This window comes from Vogesella indigofera (genome assembly GCF_028548395.1).
Taxonomy (GTDB): Bacteria; Pseudomonadota; Gammaproteobacteria; order Burkholderiales; family Chromobacteriaceae; genus Vogesella; species Vogesella indigofera_A.
Genome location: NZ_JAQQLA010000003.1, coordinates 546,287 through 561,952, shown reverse-complemented (window position 1 = coordinate 561,952; position 15,666 = coordinate 546,287). Strand labels below are relative to the sequence as shown.

The window sequence follows — 15,666 nt, the reverse complement described above, 5'->3', positions numbered from 1 at the left end:
TCTGACCGTTTTTGGCTTCGTTTCTCGCCTCGTCCTTTCCGTTCGGACTGCAGTTCGCCGCTTTGTCAGGTTGGTTCGATGACCTGTAACCCTTAGCGGGCTAACGCACCGGCCATAAGCCGGACTGAAAGGATCACCATGCATTTCTCCGATCTCGGACTTCCAGAACCTATCGTTCAAGCACTGACCAAATCCGGCTACGAAAGCCCGACCGACGTTCAGGCTGAAGCCATTCCTGCCGCCCTGCTGGGCAAGGACCTGCTGGTATCGGCACAAACCGGTAGCGGCAAGACCGCCGCCTTCCTGCTGCCAGCCCTGACCAAAATGGGCGAGCGCTCCAAAGGCTCCGGCAATGGCCCGCGCGTTCTGGTGCTGACCCCGACCCGCGAACTGGCATCCCAGGTAGAAAAGAACGCCCAGGTTTACGGTGAGCACCTGCGCTGGTTGCGCACCGTGACGCTGGTTGGCGGCGCTTCGTTCGGCTTCCAGACCCGCGCCCTGTCGCGCCCGGTCGACATCATCGTCGCCACTCCAGGCCGCCTGATGGACCACATGCGCTCCGGCCGTGTTGACTTCTCCCGTCTGGAAATGCTGATTCTGGACGAAGCCGACCGCATGCTGGACATGGGCTTCATCGAAGACATCGAAACCATCGTTGCCGCCACCCCGGCCGAACGCCAGACCCTACTGTTCTCCGCCACGCTGGACGGCACCGTTGGCCGCATGGCAGAGAAAATGACCCGCTCGCCACAGCGCATCGAGATTGCCCGCAAGGAAGACGGCGGCAGCATCGAAGAACACCTGCTCTACGCCGACGACAATGCCCACAAGGCCCGTCTGCTGGACGCCATCCTGAAAGAATCCGATTTCGAACAGGCAGTCGTGTTCAGCGCCACCAAGATCGGTTCCGAAGAAATCGCCGACAAGCTGTCGGATATGGGCTACTCCGCTGCCTGCCTGCACGGCGACATGCCGCAGAACTGGCGTAACCGTACCCTGAACGACCTGCGTCGCGGTCGCATCAAGATCCTGGTTGCCACCGACGTGGCCGCCCGCGGTATCGACGTGCCAGCCATCGGCCTGGTGGTGAACTACGACCTGCCAAAACAGGCGGAAGACTACGTGCACCGTATCGGCCGTACCGGTCGTGCCGGCCGTAGCGGCGTGGCGATCACCATCGCCGAGTCGCGCGAATTCCACCGCGTGCGCCGTATCGAGCAGTACATTAAGCGCTCGCTGACCGAAGCCGTGATTCCTGGTCTGGAACCGACCCGTCGTCCGCCAAAAGGCCGTCCGGCTGGTGCCCGTAACAACGGCCCGCGTCGCGGCAATGGCGGTGGCTACGGCGATCGCAAGCCGGGTAGCGGTGGCGGTTACGCCGGTCGCAGCAGCAGCGGTCCACGCCGCAGCGGCAGTGGCGGCGGCAGCAGCTACAGCGGTAGCCGTGCCCCACGCGCTGAATAAGCCAAAATGAAAAATCCCCGATGCCTGCATCGGGGATTTTTTTTGCTTGCGGCCAACCCTGGTCGCCCTAGATTGGCGCTGCCGGCTCAGTGGCGCGCGGCGTGCGACTTGTCGGAGTACATCTTGCGGTCGGCGGCGCGCAGCAGTAGTTCCGGCTCGTCGCCATCCTCCGGGTACAGCGCCACGCCGATACTGGCAGAGACGCGATACAGCGCGCCCTCGTCGCGCACCGGTCGGTCGATGGCCATCTCCACCTTGCGTGCCAGCGTTGCCAGGGTCAGCTCGTCGCTGACCTGCGGAATCAGCAGCACGAATTCGTCGCCACCGACCCGCGCCACCGTATCGGAACGGCGCAGCAGGGCCATCAGCCGGTCGGCCACGGTCTGCAACACCTTGTCGCCGGCGGCGTGACCGTAGCGGTCGTTGACCTGCTTGAAGCGATCCAGATCGACGAACATCACCGCAAACTGCTGATGCAGCCGTTCCGCGCGACGGATCTCCTGCCCCAGGCGGTCGAACAACAGGGTGCGATTGATGCAGCCGGTCAGCGCATCGTGCGAGGCCTGGTACTGGATCAGCTGCTGCGACTCCTTGGCGTCGGTGACGTCCATCAGCACGCCAAACAGCAGTGGTTCGCCGTCGCGTTCCACCACCTGCGCGCGCAGTGCCAGCCAGCCGTAGCCACTGTCGCCGTGGCGCAGGCGCACTTCCACTGCCAGCGGTGTGCGTTGCTGAAGGCTGTGCTGTAGCGCGTCGCGCCAACGCTGGCGATCCTGCACCAGCATCCGGCGCTCCACCTCCACCAGCGGCAGCAGCGGGCGCGGCGCGACGGCTAGCAGGCGGCAGGCCTCTTGCGACAGCGACACCTGCCCATCCTGCGGTGCGTAGCTCCAGTGTCCGAGGCGGGCCACCTGCCCTGCCAGCCGCAGCCACCCTAACTGTTCTTCCATCGCTTGCTGGGTCTGCATCGCCTCGTCGGCGGCCAGCTTGCGTTCCACTACGACCGCCGTCCAGCGCGCCAGGTGCTGCACGAACTCGGTGTCGGCGCTGGAAAACGGTGCGCGCGGCGCGCTGGCGCAGAAGGCGAGCGTGCCAAAAATCTGCCCCTGTACCAGCAGCGGTATGCCGATGTAGGCGCGGAAGCGGAATTCGCGGTAGCAGGCACTGTCGGCCAGCGCTGTTTCCAGCACGTCGGGCAGACACAGCAGCTGGCCGTTCTGCAGCGTGCGTTCGCAATAGGTCAGGTCCAGCGGCAGGGACTTGCCGCGGCTCAGATCGTCGCCGGCGTGACAGGCAACGATTTCCAGCTGCGCGCCCTTGCGCTGAGCGACAAAGGCAATCTCCATACCCAGCGCCGCCGCGCCGGCGGCCAGCGCGCTGTCCAGCCGGTGCAGGCGGTCTTTTTCGCTGGAGGCGGCCAGATCGGAGAGAATCTGCAGATAGTGTTCGCGCTGGCGGCGCTTCTGCTCCTGCTCGTGCCAGTCTTGCAGCGGCACCAACCGGTAGGCGGTCAGCGCGTTCGCCTGCGGGCCGGGCAGTAGGCCGAACAGGCGCGAGGCCAGCTGGCAGGGCAGCATCTCTGCCGGCAGTGGTACGCCCTGCCACTCGCCGGCGCGGGCAAGCGGCAGCACCGTGCCGACGCTGGCCGTCTCGCCCAGTAATTGCCCAGCCGCGGGATTGCAGGCGCGCAGCCGCTGTTGCGCATCGAGTACCAGCCAGGGTGCTACCGCGCTGTGCAGTAGCGTCAGCAGGCCATCATCAAGCACGTTCTGCATATCCGTAACCCGGGAAAAAGTTTTGGCATATTACGGATATGTCATAGTGGTAACAAGACTTCTATAGCAGCGGCTGCAATAGTCGTAACAATAGTGTTGCAAACAGTGCGGCGACGGCGTCGTCCAGCATCACGCCGAAGCCGCCATGCACGTGGCGGTCCAGCCAGCGAATCGGCCACGGCTTGACGATGTCGAACAGGCGGAAGGCGGCAAAAGCCAGCAGCCACCACAGCGGCGTGGCCGGCACCAGCGCCAGTACCAGCAGCATCGCCACGATCTCGTCCCACACGATGTGTCCGGAATCGGCCACCCCCAGCGCGCGGCCGGTGACGTCGCACAGCCAGATGCCAAGCAGGAACAGTGGCAGCGTCAGTAGTGCCAGCGCCCCGCCGCTGACGCCCAGCCACAGCAAGAGCGCGGCCAGCGGCAAGGCCGCCAGCGTGCCCCAGGTGCCGGGCGCCGGCGTGATCAGGCCGCTGCCAAAGCCCAGCGCCAGGAAGTGCGCCGGGCGCGCCAGCAAAAAGACGCGATCCGGTTTACGCGAAGTGGTCATAGCCCAGTCTTTCCAGTGTCACGGCGGTGCCGTGCCGGTCCAGCAGCCGTAATCCCGGCGTGGCCACGATGCGGCCAACCTTGCTTACCGCCACGCCGGCCTGCTGTGCTGCCGCCTCGACTTCGGCTGCCCGAGCCGGGCTGGCGGTGAAGCACAGCTCGTAATCGTCACCACCGGCGGCGATGCAGGACAGCAGTTGCGCACGGGCACTATGCAGGACCGGATGGGTCGGCAAGGCGTCCAGCCAGACCTCGGCGCCGCAGGTGGAGCGGTCGAGAATGTGGTGCAGGTCGGCGGCAAAGCCGTCGGAAATATCCAGTGCCGCGTGGGTGATACCGAGCAAGGCCCGGCCCAGCGCCACCCGTGGCTGCGGCCATTCCAGCTGCCGCTGGCATTCGGGCGGCAGCGCGAGGTTCAGGCGACCGAGGCGTTGCTGTAACGCGGCCGCGGCCAACCCCAGTTCGCCGGACACCCAGATGTCGTCGCCGGTCTGGGCCGCGTCACGACGCAGCGCCTGCCCGTGCGGCGTTTCGCCGAAGATGGTCACCGACAGTGTCAGCGGGCCACGGGTAGTGTCGCCGCCGATGATGCTGACGCCGTGCTGCGCCGCCAGCCCGAAAAAGCCGCGCGCGAAGGCTTCCACCCAGGCGCCGTCCAGTTGCGGCAGTGCCAGCGCCAGCACCGCCCAGCGAGGCGTGGCACCCATCGCCGCCATGTCGGACAGGTTGACAGCCAGCGTCTTGTGGCCCAGCGCCTCGGGGTCGACATCGGGGAAGAAGTGGCGCCCGGCCACCAGCATGTCCACCGACACGTGCAGGTCGTGGCCGGGACTGGGGCGCACGATGGCGGCATCGTCGCCGACGCCGAGCACGGCGTCCGGTGCGGCCTGGGTGAAGTGACGGCGGATCAGTTCGAATTCATTCATGGCGTGACAAATAAAAACACCCGCCGTGGCGGGTGTGGCATGGAAGCAAGCAGCGCTCAGGCACCCTGACGACGGCTGCGGATGGCCTGCACTTCGTCGGCGCGCACGTCGGCGGCAAACTTGTCCAGCACACCGTTGACGAACTTGTGACCGTCGGTGCCACCGAAGGTCTTGGCGATCTCGATGGCTTCGTTGATGATCACCGGATACGGTGTTTGCGGGTGCGAGCACAGCTCGAAGGCCGCCATCAGCATGATGGCGCGCTCGACCGGGCTGACTTCCTGCTCGTCGCGGTCGTAGTACGGCTGCAGACGTTTGGACAGATCGGCCACGTCGCGCAGGACGCCGAACAGGATTTCACGGAACAGCGCTTCGTCGGCCTTGACGAAGTAATCGTTCTCGCGCAGGTGTTTTTCGATCAGCGACGCGGGACGGTCAGCATTCAGCTGCCACTCGTAAATGCCCTGGACAGCGTATTCGCGGGCACGGCGGCGTGCGGTTTTCATGTACGGCTTCCTTTATTTAAAGAACAGGCGCGGCTCAGCCACGCAGGGTCTTGTGCAGATTGACCATTTCGACCGCCACTTGCGCGGCTTCACGCCCCTTCACCGACATGCGCACTTCGGCTTGCTCGTCGGTTTCGGTGGTCAGAATGGCATTGGCGATCGGGATGTCGAAATCGAGACCGACACGGGTGACGCCCGCGCCGGATTCGTTGGATACCAGCTCGAAGTGATAGGTCTCGCCGCGGATCACCGCGCCCAGTGCGATCAGCGCGTCAAAGCGGCCGGACTTGGCCATGGTTTGCAGTACCAGCGGTGCTTCCAACGCACCCGGCACCGTGGCCAGGGTGATGTCGGCCGGGTTCACGCCCAGTGCCACCAGCTCGGACAAGCACGCATCGCGCAGACCATGGCATACCACGTCGTTGAAACGGCCCATGACGACGCCGATTTTCAGGCCGTTGGCAGACAGGTCGGGGGCAATACGGTTTACTTGGTCCAGCATCCGGTTCTCCTTGCGGCGAAAGCCAATCACGAAAAGGGGCGTATTTTAATCCAAATCGACGTGCACGTGTTCAGGTTGGACAAAGCCGGTGACCTCCAGCCCGAAACCGGCCATCGACGGCAGGTTGATCGGCGATGCCATCAACTTCATCTTGCCCACGCCCAGCGCGCGCAGCATCTGCGCGCCGATGCCGAAGGTCTTGCTGTCCCAGCGCTGGCGGACGGTGCTCTCCGCCTGTTCCGGTAGCGCGCGCGCCAGAATGTCGGCGCCGGATTCCGGACGGTGCAGCAGGATCACCACGCCGCAGCCTTTTTCCGCGATTTCTTCCAGCGCGTTGGGGATGGTCCAGCTGTGCTGGCCGCCCATCGGGTCGAGCAGGTCCATCACCGACAGCGGCTCGTGCACGCGCACCAGCGTTTCCCGGTCGGCGTGTGGTTGGCCGCAAACCAGCGCCAGATGGGTGGCGCGGGTCAGCACGTCCTGGAACACGTGCAGCTGGAAGGCGCCGAACGGCGTTTCCGCCAGCCGCTGGCCGACTTCCTCGACAAAGCACTCGGTACGGCTGCGGTAGTGGATCAGGTCGGCGATGGTGCCGACCTTGAGGCCGTGCTCCTTGGCGAATTCCAGCAGTTCCGGCAGGCGTGCCATGGTGCCGTCGTCGTTCATGATCTCGCAGATCACCGACGCCGGCTCCAGCCCGGCCAGGCGTGACAGGTCGCAACCGGCTTCGGTATGGCCGGCACGCACCAGTACGCCGCCCTTCTGCGCCTTCAGCGGGAACACGTGGCCGGGTTGCACGATGTCGGTCGGCCGCGCGTCACGCGCTACCGCCACCAGCGTGGTGTGGGCGCGGTCGGCGGCGGAGATGCCGGTGGTGACGCCCTCGGCGGCTTCGATCGATACGGTGAAGTTGGTGCCGAAGCTGGTGCCGTTGTTGGTCGCCATCATCGGCAGGTTCAGCTGCTTGCAGCGCTCTTCGGTCAGCGTCAGGCAGATCAGGCCACGGCCGAACTTGGCCATGAAGTTGATCGCCTCCGGCGTCACGTGTTCGGCGGCCATCACCAGGTCGCCCTCGTTTTCGCGGTCTTCGGCGTCCATCAGGACCACCATCTTGCCGGCCTTGATGTCGGCGATAATTTCTTGAACCGGGGAAATGCTCATGCTGTGTTCTCCCGCACGCCGTGCGTGCCAGACTTGCTGCGTAACTGCATTCATGCGCGGGCAGCTTGCGTCCGCGCGCCTGTAATCTGTATCTATTGTTGCGGCCAACCTTGGCCGCAGCGCGTCATGTCCGCGCCGCCAGTACCCGTTCCACGGTGTCGACGATGGCCTGGGTCTGCGGGTCGATCTCGATGTTGACGATGTCGCCGGCCTGGCGTACGCCCATCAGCGTGCGCTGCAGCGTTTCCGGGATCAGGTGCACGCAGAAGGTGTCGCCCGATACGTCGCCGATGGTCAGGCTGCAGCCGTCAATACCGATATAGCCCTTTTTCAGCACGTATTTGGTCAGCGCAGCCGGCAGACGGAACCAGACGGTGCGGTTGTCCGGGCTGCTGATCACCTCGGTCACGGTGGCGGTGGACATGATGTGGCCGGACATCGCGTGGCCACCGATGTCGTCGCCAAAACGCGCGGCGCGCTCGACGTTGACCAGGTCGCCGACCTTAAGCGTGCCGAGATTGGTCAGGAGCAGGGTTTCCGCCATCAGGTCGAAACTGACTTCCTCGCCGTCGATGCGGGTCACCGTCAGGCAGCAGCCGTTGTGTGCCACCGAGGCGCCGATCTGCAGGCCGGGCAACAACGCGGCCGGCAGCGCCAGCCGGTGGCTGCGGAATGCGGTTTTTTCTTCAATGGCGACGATGCGCGCCATGCCTTGCACAATGCCAGTGAACATGGTTTTGCCTTCATTTCAGGACAAACGATCATCGATTGTACCGCGTTGCAGCGCAAAATCCGACCTCGCTGCCAGCAAGGTTGGCCGCAGCAGCGTATGCCGGCGCGCAAAAGCCGGCCGAAATCCAGTACAATCGCCTGTTTTTTCGAATCTTTGCCCTACTGGAAGCCATGTCCGCCGAACTGATCCGCATTGCCGATGAAGTTGCCCGTCGCCGCACCTTCGCCATCATCTCCCACCCTGACGCCGGTAAAACCACGCTGACCGAAAAACTGCTGCTGTTCTCTGGTGCGATCCAGATGGCCGGTACCGTCAAGGGCAAGAAAGGCGGCAAGTTCGCCACCTCCGACTGGATGGAAATCGAGAAGCAGCGCGGCATCTCGGTGGCGTCGTCGGTAATGCAGTTCGACTATCGCGACCACACCGTCAACCTGCTGGATACCCCGGGTCACCAGGACTTCTCCGAAGACACCTACCGCGTACTGACCGCGGTGGACAGCGCGCTGATGGTGATCGACGCCGCCAAGGGCGTGGAAGAGCAGACCATCAAGCTGCTCAACGTCTGCCGCCTGCGCAACACGCCTATCGTCACCTTCATGAACAAGTACGACCGTGAAGTGCGCGATTCGCTGGAGCTGCTGGACGAAGTCGAAAACGTGCTGAAGATCCGCTGCGCGCCGATCACCTGGCCGATCGGCATGGGCAAGGCCTTCCGCGGCGTGTACAGCCTGCTGTCTGACGAGGTGATCCTGTTCGAAGCCGGCAGCGAGAAGCTGATCAGCGACATCGAGATCATCAAGGGTATCGACAACCCGCGTCTGGACGAGCTGTTCCCGCTGGAAATGGAGCAGCTGCGCATGGAGATCGAACTGGTCAAGGGCGCCTCCAACGAGTGGAATCTGGACGAATTCCTCGCCGGCGAGCTGACACCGGTGTTCTTCGGCTCGGCGATCAACAACTTCGGCGTGCGCGAGATTCTGGACGCGCTGATCAACTGGGCGCCGGCGCCACAGCTGCGTGACGCCACCGTGCGCGACGTGGCGCCGACCGAGGGCAAGTTCTCCGGCTTCGTGTTCAAGATCCAGGCCAATATGGACCCGAAACACCGCGACCGCATCGCCTTCCTGCGCGTGTGCTCCGGCCGTTTCGAGCGCGGCATGAAGATGAAGCACCTGCGCCTGAACCGTGACATTGCCGCCAGCTCGGTGGTGACCTTCATGTCGCACGACCGCGAGATCGTGGAAGAGGCGTTTGCCGGCGACATCATCGGCATCCCCAACCACGGCAACATCCAGATCGGCGACAGCTTCTCCTCCGGCGAAGAGCTGACCTTTACCGGCATCCCGTTCTTTGCCCCGGAAATGTTCCGCAGTGTGCGCATCAAGAACCCGCTGAAGCTGAAGCAGCTGCAAAAAGGCCTGCAACAGCTGGGCGAAGAAGGTGCGGTGCAGGTGTTCAAGCCGCACAGCGGCGGCGACCTGATCCTCGGCGCGGTCGGCGTGCTGCAGTTTGAAGTGGTGGCCTCCCGCCTGGCCGCAGAGTACGGCGTCGATGCCGTGTTCGAATCGTCCAACATCTGGTCGGCGCGCTGGTTCAGCTGCGACAACCGCAAGAAGCTGGACGAATTCAGTGACGCGCTGGTGATGAACATCGCCACCGACGCCGGCGGCAACCTCGCCTATCTGGCGCCCAACCGCGTCAACCTGGCGCTGACGCAGGAACGCTGGCCTGACATCGTGTTCCACGAAACGCGTGAACACGCAGTGAAACTGAACGATTGATGACGGGGGATGCGCTGATGCCCGCCTGGCTAGTCTCGCTGTTCCACAGCTACGGTTCGGACTTCTTCCGCTCCGCGGTGCTGGTCGTGGTGCTGCTGCTGATTTACGGCAGTATCGTGCGCACCATTGCGGCCAACCCGCGGGTGCCGGTGGATACCCGCCGCCGCTGGATGATCAACATCCGCAACGCGCTGATCATCATCGGGCTGGCCGGCTTCGTTACCATCTGGGCGCGCGAGCTGCAGACCATCGCGCTGTCGATGGTGGCGTTCACCGCGGCGCTGGTGGTGGCCACCAAGGAGCTGCTGATGTGCCTCGGCGGCGGGCTGGTGCGTTCGATGTCGGGCAGCTACGAGCTGGGCGACATCATCGAGATCGGCACCATCCGCGGCCGGGTGATGGACATCACCATGCTCAGCACCACCATCATCGAGATCGGCCCGCGCCACGATGCGCACCAGGCCACCGGCCGCTCGCTGAACTTCCCCAACAGCCTGCTGCTGACGCAGGCGGTGGCACGCGAAAACTTCACCGGCGATTACGTGATGCACATCATCACCATCCCGCTGCCGTACAGCGTGCGCCCGGCCAGGGCGGAACGCCTGCTGCAGGAGATCGCCAACGAGGCCTGCGCGCCGCATCTGGAAGGCGCCCGCCGTCACATGGCAATGCTGGAAAGCAAGCTGCTGATGGACACGCCGTCGGTGGAGCCGCGCATTTCGCTGCAGCCGGCCAGCGAAAAGGAATACCGGCTGATCGCTCGCATTGCGCTGCCGCCGCGTGAACGACAGCGCATCGAGCAGGCGATCCTGCATCGCTTCATGTTCGAGTGCTTCCCGGAAACAGAACCGCACCCGGCGGCGCCCGCCGCGGACTGACCATGCAAAAAACCCGCATCAAGACCTACGACCGCATCGTGCAGGAGAGCCTGACCCTGTTCAACGAGCACGGCGAGCGCAGCATCACCACCAACCACATCGCCGCCCACCTCGGTATCAGTCCCGGCAACCTGTACTACCACTTCCGCAACAAGGAAGAGATCGTCTACCAGATCTTCCTGCTCTATCGTGGCTTCATCACCGAGCGACTGGCTGTGCCGCAGGACCGGGCGATGGATGTCACCGACCTGGTGAATTATCTGGACACCGCCTTCGAGGCGATGTGGCGCTTCCGTTTCATGTTCTACGATCTGCCCGGGCTGATGGCGCGCAATCCGCAGCTGCAGCGCGACTATCACCAGTTCGTGCACAACGAGATGAAGGCGATCCTGGAAGGCCACTTCCGCGAGTTCATCCGCCTCGGCCTGCTGCAGATGGCACTGGAGGACATCGAGGCGGTGTCGATCAATATCTGGCTGGTGGTGAAGTTCTGGTTCGCCTTCGAGCAGACCGCGCGCCCCAACGAGCCGATTAACGAGGCGTCCGGTCATCGCGGCGTGCGTCAGGTGCTGGCACTGCTGAAGCCCTACGTCAGCCCCGAATTCCTGCCCGCCTTCCAGCAACTGCTGGCACGCCACCTGCGCGACTGAGCGATAAACCGGCTCCGGCAAAACACTGCGGCCAACCTTGCACAAGGTTGGCCGCAGTGTTTTTTGATGCGCCGAAGCGCGGCAGGCATTGAGCAGGTTCTTACAGCGTCAGGCTGCTGCCGCGCACCACCAGTTTGCCCTGCAGCACCACGATGCGCTGGCTGCGCTCCGGCTCGTCCAGCCGCTCCAGCAACATCGCCATCGCGGTGCGGCCGATCTCGTTCACCGGCTGCTCCACCACGGTCAGGCCGTCGCCGAGAAGATCAGTCCACACCTCGTTGTCGAAGCCGACCAGCGCCACATCCTGCGGCCAGTGCAGGCTGGCGGACTTGATCGCGCGCACCGCGCCCAGTAGCAGCACACCGTTGCTGACCAGCAGCGCCTGCGGTCGCGCCGGCTCGGCCAGCCACTGCAGCACCGCCTGCTCCGCCGCCTCCACGCTTGGCGCCACGAAACGCGCCGGCGCGGCCAAGCCGGCCTGCTGCAGCGCCTCGCTAAATCCGGCGTGGCGCTCCATGCCGGTGTTGCTGGTATTGCCGAACAGGCCGCCGATGTCGCGATAGCCCTGCTGCAACAGGTGGCCGACCAGCTGCGCGGCGGCACGGCGGTTGTCCAGCACCACCGCATCGGTGGCGGCATCGGCGCTAACGCGGTCGATCATCACCACCGGAAAGCCCAGCGCCTGCGGGTCGATGCTGGCCACCATCTGTCGCGTCGGCGCAAAGATCACACCGGTGACGCGCTCTTCCTGCATCAGGCGCAGGTACATCGCTTCCTTGTCCGGGTTTTCGTCGGTATTGCACAGGATCACGCGCATGCCGTTACGGTAGGCCTCGTCCTCCACCGCGCGGCTGACCGCGGTAAAGAACGGGTTGCGGATATCCGACACGATCAATCCTATAGTGTCGGTGTGCTGGGAGCGCAGCCGTCGCGCCGCCAGATTAGGGCGGTAGTCCAGCCTGGCCATCGCCGCCTCGACCCGCTTGCGCACCTTGTCGCTGACCGGGCCGTTACACAACACCCTGGAGACGGTTGACGGGGAGACACCCGCCGCTGCTGCCACATCCTTGATCTTTGCCACTCGCCTGCTCCGGAATCGATTTCATCAGACCGTAGTTGGCCTGCCTGACAATTTTGTCGAAATGTTAACACCAATCGTGCAACAAATATTGACACAAAAAGTGGTATCGATTTCAATTGTAGTCAGCGATACAGAAAAACACACCGGAGACAGGATGCCATGACCACCCAGATTATCCGCAACGAGCTGATCCAGCTTGGCGCCACCGTTAGCGAAAAAACCATTGCAATCAAGGCGGCAGGCGAATTGCTGGCCAAGGCCGGCCGCATCGCCCCCGCCTACATCGACAGCCTGCTGCGCCGCGAAACCGTTGCCAATACTTTTCTGGGTCATGGCGTCGCCATTCCTCACGGCATGATCGAAGACCGCCACCTGATCAACGAAACCGGCATTGCCATCCTGCAGGTGCCGGAAGGCGTGGAGTGGAATCCGGGCCAGCGCGTGCATCTGGTGATCGCCATCGCCGCGCAATCCGACGAACACATCGCGCTGCTGCGCCGTTTGACCCGCCTGCTACAGGATGAGGCCCGGCTGGGCGAGCTGTTCACCACCGCCGACCCCTACGCGCTGATCAGTGCGTTGGACGACAGCGCGGTGGCACCGGCCGCACCACAAGCCGCCGCCAGCGACCTGAGCCTGAGCCTTAGCTGGCAGATGAACTACCCCAACGGCCTGCACGCACGGCCGGCACGGCTGTGGACCGAGCAGGCACGCCGCTTTGCTGCCACGCTGCAGATCCGCAACGGCAACGAAGTCGCCGACGCCAAGAACCTGATCGGCCTGCTGCAGATCGGCGCCGAATTCGGCCACCAGCTGCACTTCTCCGCCGACGGCCCTGACGCCGCCGCGGCGCTGGACGCGCTGCTGGCGACCGCCAACCAGCTCACCGCGCAGGAAGTGGCCGACGCCGAAGCGGCACGCAAGGCCGCCGCCAACGCCAAGCGCCAGCACTGGCAGGCGCCGGGCAAAGTCCTGGCGCTGCGCGGCATCAGCGCCAGCCCAGGGTTGGTGATTGGTCAGGCGCGGGTGATGAAGTCGCAGGCAATCCAGGTGCCGGACATCCCGGCCACACTGGGTTACGACGGCGACCTGCTGGAAAGCGCGCTGCAAGCCACCCGTGAGCAGCTGCAAACGTTGGCCGCAGACACCACCCGCCGCCTCGGCAAGACCGAAGGCAGCATTTTCCTGGCGCAGGCCGAATTGCTGTCCGACACCGACTTGATTACCCTCACCTGCCAGCTGATGGTGGAAGGCCACGGCGTGGCGTGGGCGTGGCACGAGGCGGTGCAACGCCTCGCCGACCGCCTGGCGGCGCTGGGCAACCCGTTGCTGGCCGCGCGTGCCACCGATTTGCGTGACGTTGGCCGCCGCGTGCTGGCCCGACTGGCACCGGATCTGCAGCTGCAGGATGGCGCCAGGACCCAGGGCCACAATGAAATCCTGATTGCCAATGACCTGGCCCCGTCCGACACCGCGACGCTGAATCCGCAGCAGACACTGGCGCTGGTCACCGCCCAGGGCGGCCCGACCTCGCACACAGCCATCCTGGCACGTACGCTGGACCTGCCGGCGGTGGTCGCCGCCGGCGCCGCGGTGCTGGACATCCAGGACGGCGCCACGCTGATCGTCGATGGCGACAGCGGCACCATCTATCTCAACGCCAGCGACGAAGACCTCGCCAGCGCGCAGCAGTGGCAACAGGCGCAGCGCGACAAGCAGCAGCAAGCCGCCAGCGCCGCACAGCAGCCGGCCGTCACCGCCGACGGCGCGCGCCAGATCGAGGTGGCGGCCAACGTCAACCGCCCGGAGCAAGTCGCCGCCGCGCTGCAGGCCGGGGCCGAGGGCGTCGGCCTGATGCGGACCGAATTCCTGTTCCTGGAGCGCGACGACGCGCCGGACGAGGAAGAGCAGTACCAGACTTATCGCGGCATGCTCAGCGCGCTGGACGGCAAGCCGCTGGTGATCCGCACGCTGGACATCGGTGGTGACAAGCAGGTGCCCTATCTCAATCTGCCGCACGAGGAAAACCCGTTCCTCGGCGTGCGCGGCGTGCGCCTGCTGTTACGCCGCCCCGATCTGCTGCTGCCGCAACTACGCGCGCTGTACCGCGCCGCCAGCCACGGCCCGCTGTCGATCATGTTCCCGATGGTCAGCACCCTGGCCGAGGTGAAGGCGCTGCGCGCGCAGTGCGAACAGGTGCGCGTGGCACTGAATGCGCCGGTGGTGCCGCTGGGCATCATGGTGGAAGTGCCGGCCGCCGCCACCATGGCCGACCGCCTCGCCGAGCATGTCGATTTCTTCTCGGTCGGCACCAACGACCTGACGCAGTACGTGCTGGCCATCGACCGCCAGCATCCGGAACTGGCGGCGGAAGCCGACAGCCTGCACCCGGCGGTGCTGCGCCTGATCGCGCAGACCGTGGCCGGCGCCGATGCCCACGGCCGCTGGGTCGGCGTCTGCGGCGGCATGGCCGGCGATCCGCTGGGCGCGGCGATCCTCACCGGCCTCGGCGTGGCCGAGCTGTCGATGAGCCCGCGCGACATTCCCGGCGCCAAGGCCAGCATCCGTGCGGCCAACCTTGCCGAGCTGCAGCAGCTGGCGCAGCGTGCCCTCAATTGCGACAGCGCCGCCGAAGTGCGCGCGCTGACCGGAGCCTCAGCATGAGCACAACGGTCATCACCGTGACACTGAACCCGGCCATCGACCAGACGGTGACGCTGGACGCGCTGCGCCCCGGCGCGGTCAATATCGCCGGCGAGGTGCACGTCAACGCCGGCGGCAAGGGCGTCAATGTCGCCAGCTGCCTCGCCGACTGGGGGGTGCCGGTGATCGCCAGCGGCCTGCTCGGCCGCGACAACGCCGCGCCGTTCGAGAACCTGTTTGCCGACAAGGGCATCCGCGACGCCTTCATCCGCGTCGCCGGCAGCACCCGCACCAACATCAAGCTGGTCGACCGCAGCACGCTGGACACCACCGACATCAACCTGCCGGGCATGAGCGCCAATGAAGAAGCGCTCGACCGCCTGCAGCTACTGCTGGACGAGCAGGCTGACGCCGACCGTTACGTGGTGCTGGCCGGCAGCCTGCCCGCCGGCGTCGGCGACGACAGCTGGGCGCAATTCTGCCGCCAGCTGCGCAGCCTCGGCGCCCGCGTGTTGCTCGACAGCAGTAGCACCGCGTTGCAGCAGGCGCTGGCGCTGCCGCCGGACGAGCTGCCATGGCTGATCAAGCCCAACCAGCACGAACTGGAACAGTACCTTGGCCGCACGCTGGCCAGCCGCGACGAACTGGTCGCCGCCGCCCGCGAGCTGCAGCAGCGCGGCATCGCGGTGGTGGTGGTGTCGCTGGGCAGTGACGGCGCCCTGCTCTGCTGCGCCGACGGCTGCTGGTTTGCCGAGCCGCTGACACTCAGCGACATCCACAGCAGCGTCGGCGCCGGCGACGCGCTGGTCGCCGGGCTGGTGGCGGCGCTGAGCGCGCAGCTGGCGTGGCCGGAGGTGCTGCGCCTGGGCATGGCCTTTGCCGCCGCCAAGCTGGGGCAGTTCGGCCCCAACCTGCCGCCACGGCAAGACGTCTGCCAGCTGGCGGAACGTATCCAGATCGAGCGCATTACCGAGTAAGCACTGCGTACCACACATAAGCCGATCCGGCACACAC

General features: G+C 65.2%; 14 protein-coding genes. 6 read left to right on the top strand and 8 right to left on the bottom strand.

Going from position 1 to position 15,666, the window contains the following annotated elements:
* Positions 1-138 precede the first annotated feature (138 nt).
* Positions 139-1,464, top strand: coding sequence for a DEAD/DEAH box helicase (locus PQU89_RS04615; protein ID WP_272764819.1), 1,326 nt, complete (start codon positions 139-141; stop codon positions 1,462-1,464).
* Between the two features lie 86 nt (positions 1,465-1,550).
* On the opposite strand, the gene PQU89_RS04610 is transcribed toward PQU89_RS04615, so the two are convergent.
* The 7 genes from PQU89_RS04610 to PQU89_RS04580 all read right to left on the bottom strand — a co-directional run bounded on the left by PQU89_RS04610 (position 1,551) and on the right by PQU89_RS04580 (position 7,619).
* Positions 1,551-3,239 (bottom strand): sensor domain-containing protein, encoded by a 1,689-nt coding sequence (locus PQU89_RS04610; protein WP_272764818.1) that lies wholly within the window; start codon positions 3,237-3,239, stop codon positions 1,551-1,553.
* A gap of 61 nt (positions 3,240-3,300) precedes the next feature.
* A complete protein-coding gene (locus PQU89_RS04605) occupies positions 3,301-3,792 on the bottom strand; it encodes a phosphatidylglycerophosphatase A family protein (protein ID WP_272764817.1) in 492 nt (163 codons plus the stop codon).
* Positions 3,776-4,717 carry a thiamine-phosphate kinase gene (thiL, locus tag PQU89_RS04600; protein ID WP_272764816.1) on the bottom strand — a complete coding sequence of 314 codons (942 nt, stop codon included), beginning with the start codon at positions 4,715-4,717 and terminating at the stop codon, positions 3,776-3,778. The genes PQU89_RS04605 and thiL overlap by 17 nt, the downstream gene beginning before the upstream one ends.
* A gap of 56 nt (positions 4,718-4,773) precedes the next feature.
* The gene (nusB, locus tag PQU89_RS04595; protein ID WP_189352676.1) at positions 4,774-5,223 is read right to left on the bottom strand and encodes a transcription antitermination factor NusB; all 450 of its coding nucleotides are present in this window, start codon (positions 5,221-5,223) and stop codon (positions 4,774-4,776) included.
* A gap of 34 nt (positions 5,224-5,257) precedes the next feature.
* A complete protein-coding gene (ribH, locus tag PQU89_RS04590; RefSeq protein WP_047965375.1) occupies positions 5,258-5,725 on the bottom strand; it encodes a 6,7-dimethyl-8-ribityllumazine synthase in 468 nt (155 codons plus the stop codon).
* Between the two features lie 45 nt (positions 5,726-5,770).
* On the bottom strand, positions 5,771-6,940 hold the full coding sequence (gene ribBA / locus PQU89_RS04585) for a bifunctional 3,4-dihydroxy-2-butanone-4-phosphate synthase/GTP cyclohydrolase II (protein WP_272764815.1): 1,170 nt from the start codon (positions 6,938-6,940) through the stop codon (positions 5,771-5,773).
* A gap of 70 nt (positions 6,941-7,010) precedes the next feature.
* Complete coding sequence (locus PQU89_RS04580) at positions 7,011-7,619, bottom strand: riboflavin synthase subunit alpha (RefSeq protein ID WP_272764814.1); 609 nt, start codon at positions 7,617-7,619, stop codon at positions 7,011-7,013.
* 170 nt (positions 7,620-7,789) lie between these two features.
* Between PQU89_RS04580 and PQU89_RS04575 the strand changes: the two genes are divergently transcribed.
* From PQU89_RS04575 to PQU89_RS04565, 3 genes are read left to right on the top strand one after another with little or no spacing between them, the layout of a single operon-like run.
* Complete coding sequence (locus tag PQU89_RS04575; protein WP_272764813.1) at positions 7,790-9,400, top strand: peptide chain release factor 3; 1,611 nt, start codon at positions 7,790-7,792, stop codon at positions 9,398-9,400.
* Between the two features lie 17 nt (positions 9,401-9,417).
* Complete coding sequence (locus tag PQU89_RS04570) at positions 9,418-10,278, top strand: mechanosensitive ion channel family protein (RefSeq protein ID WP_272757423.1); 861 nt, start codon at positions 9,418-9,420, stop codon at positions 10,276-10,278.
* Between the two features lie 2 nt (positions 10,279-10,280).
* Positions 10,281-10,928 (top strand): TetR/AcrR family transcriptional regulator, encoded by a 648-nt coding sequence (locus PQU89_RS04565; RefSeq protein WP_272764812.1) that lies wholly within the window; start codon positions 10,281-10,283, stop codon positions 10,926-10,928.
* 100 nt (positions 10,929-11,028) lie between these two features.
* On the opposite strand, the gene PQU89_RS04560 is transcribed toward PQU89_RS04565, so the two are convergent.
* Positions 11,029-12,009, bottom strand: a complete 981-nt coding sequence (locus PQU89_RS04560; protein ID WP_272764811.1) for a LacI family DNA-binding transcriptional regulator — start codon at positions 12,007-12,009, stop codon at positions 11,029-11,031.
* A gap of 159 nt (positions 12,010-12,168) precedes the next feature.
* Between PQU89_RS04560 and ptsP the strand changes: the two genes are divergently transcribed.
* Together ptsP and pfkB are read left to right on the top strand one after the other, a co-directional pair.
* Complete coding sequence (gene ptsP, locus PQU89_RS04555; protein WP_272764810.1) at positions 12,169-14,673, top strand: phosphoenolpyruvate--protein phosphotransferase; 2,505 nt, start codon at positions 12,169-12,171, stop codon at positions 14,671-14,673.
* Positions 14,670-15,629, top strand: coding sequence for a 1-phosphofructokinase (gene pfkB, locus PQU89_RS04550; RefSeq protein WP_272764809.1), 960 nt, complete (start codon positions 14,670-14,672; stop codon positions 15,627-15,629). The genes ptsP and pfkB overlap by 4 nt, the downstream gene beginning before the upstream one ends.
* Positions 15,630-15,666 lie beyond the last annotated feature (37 nt).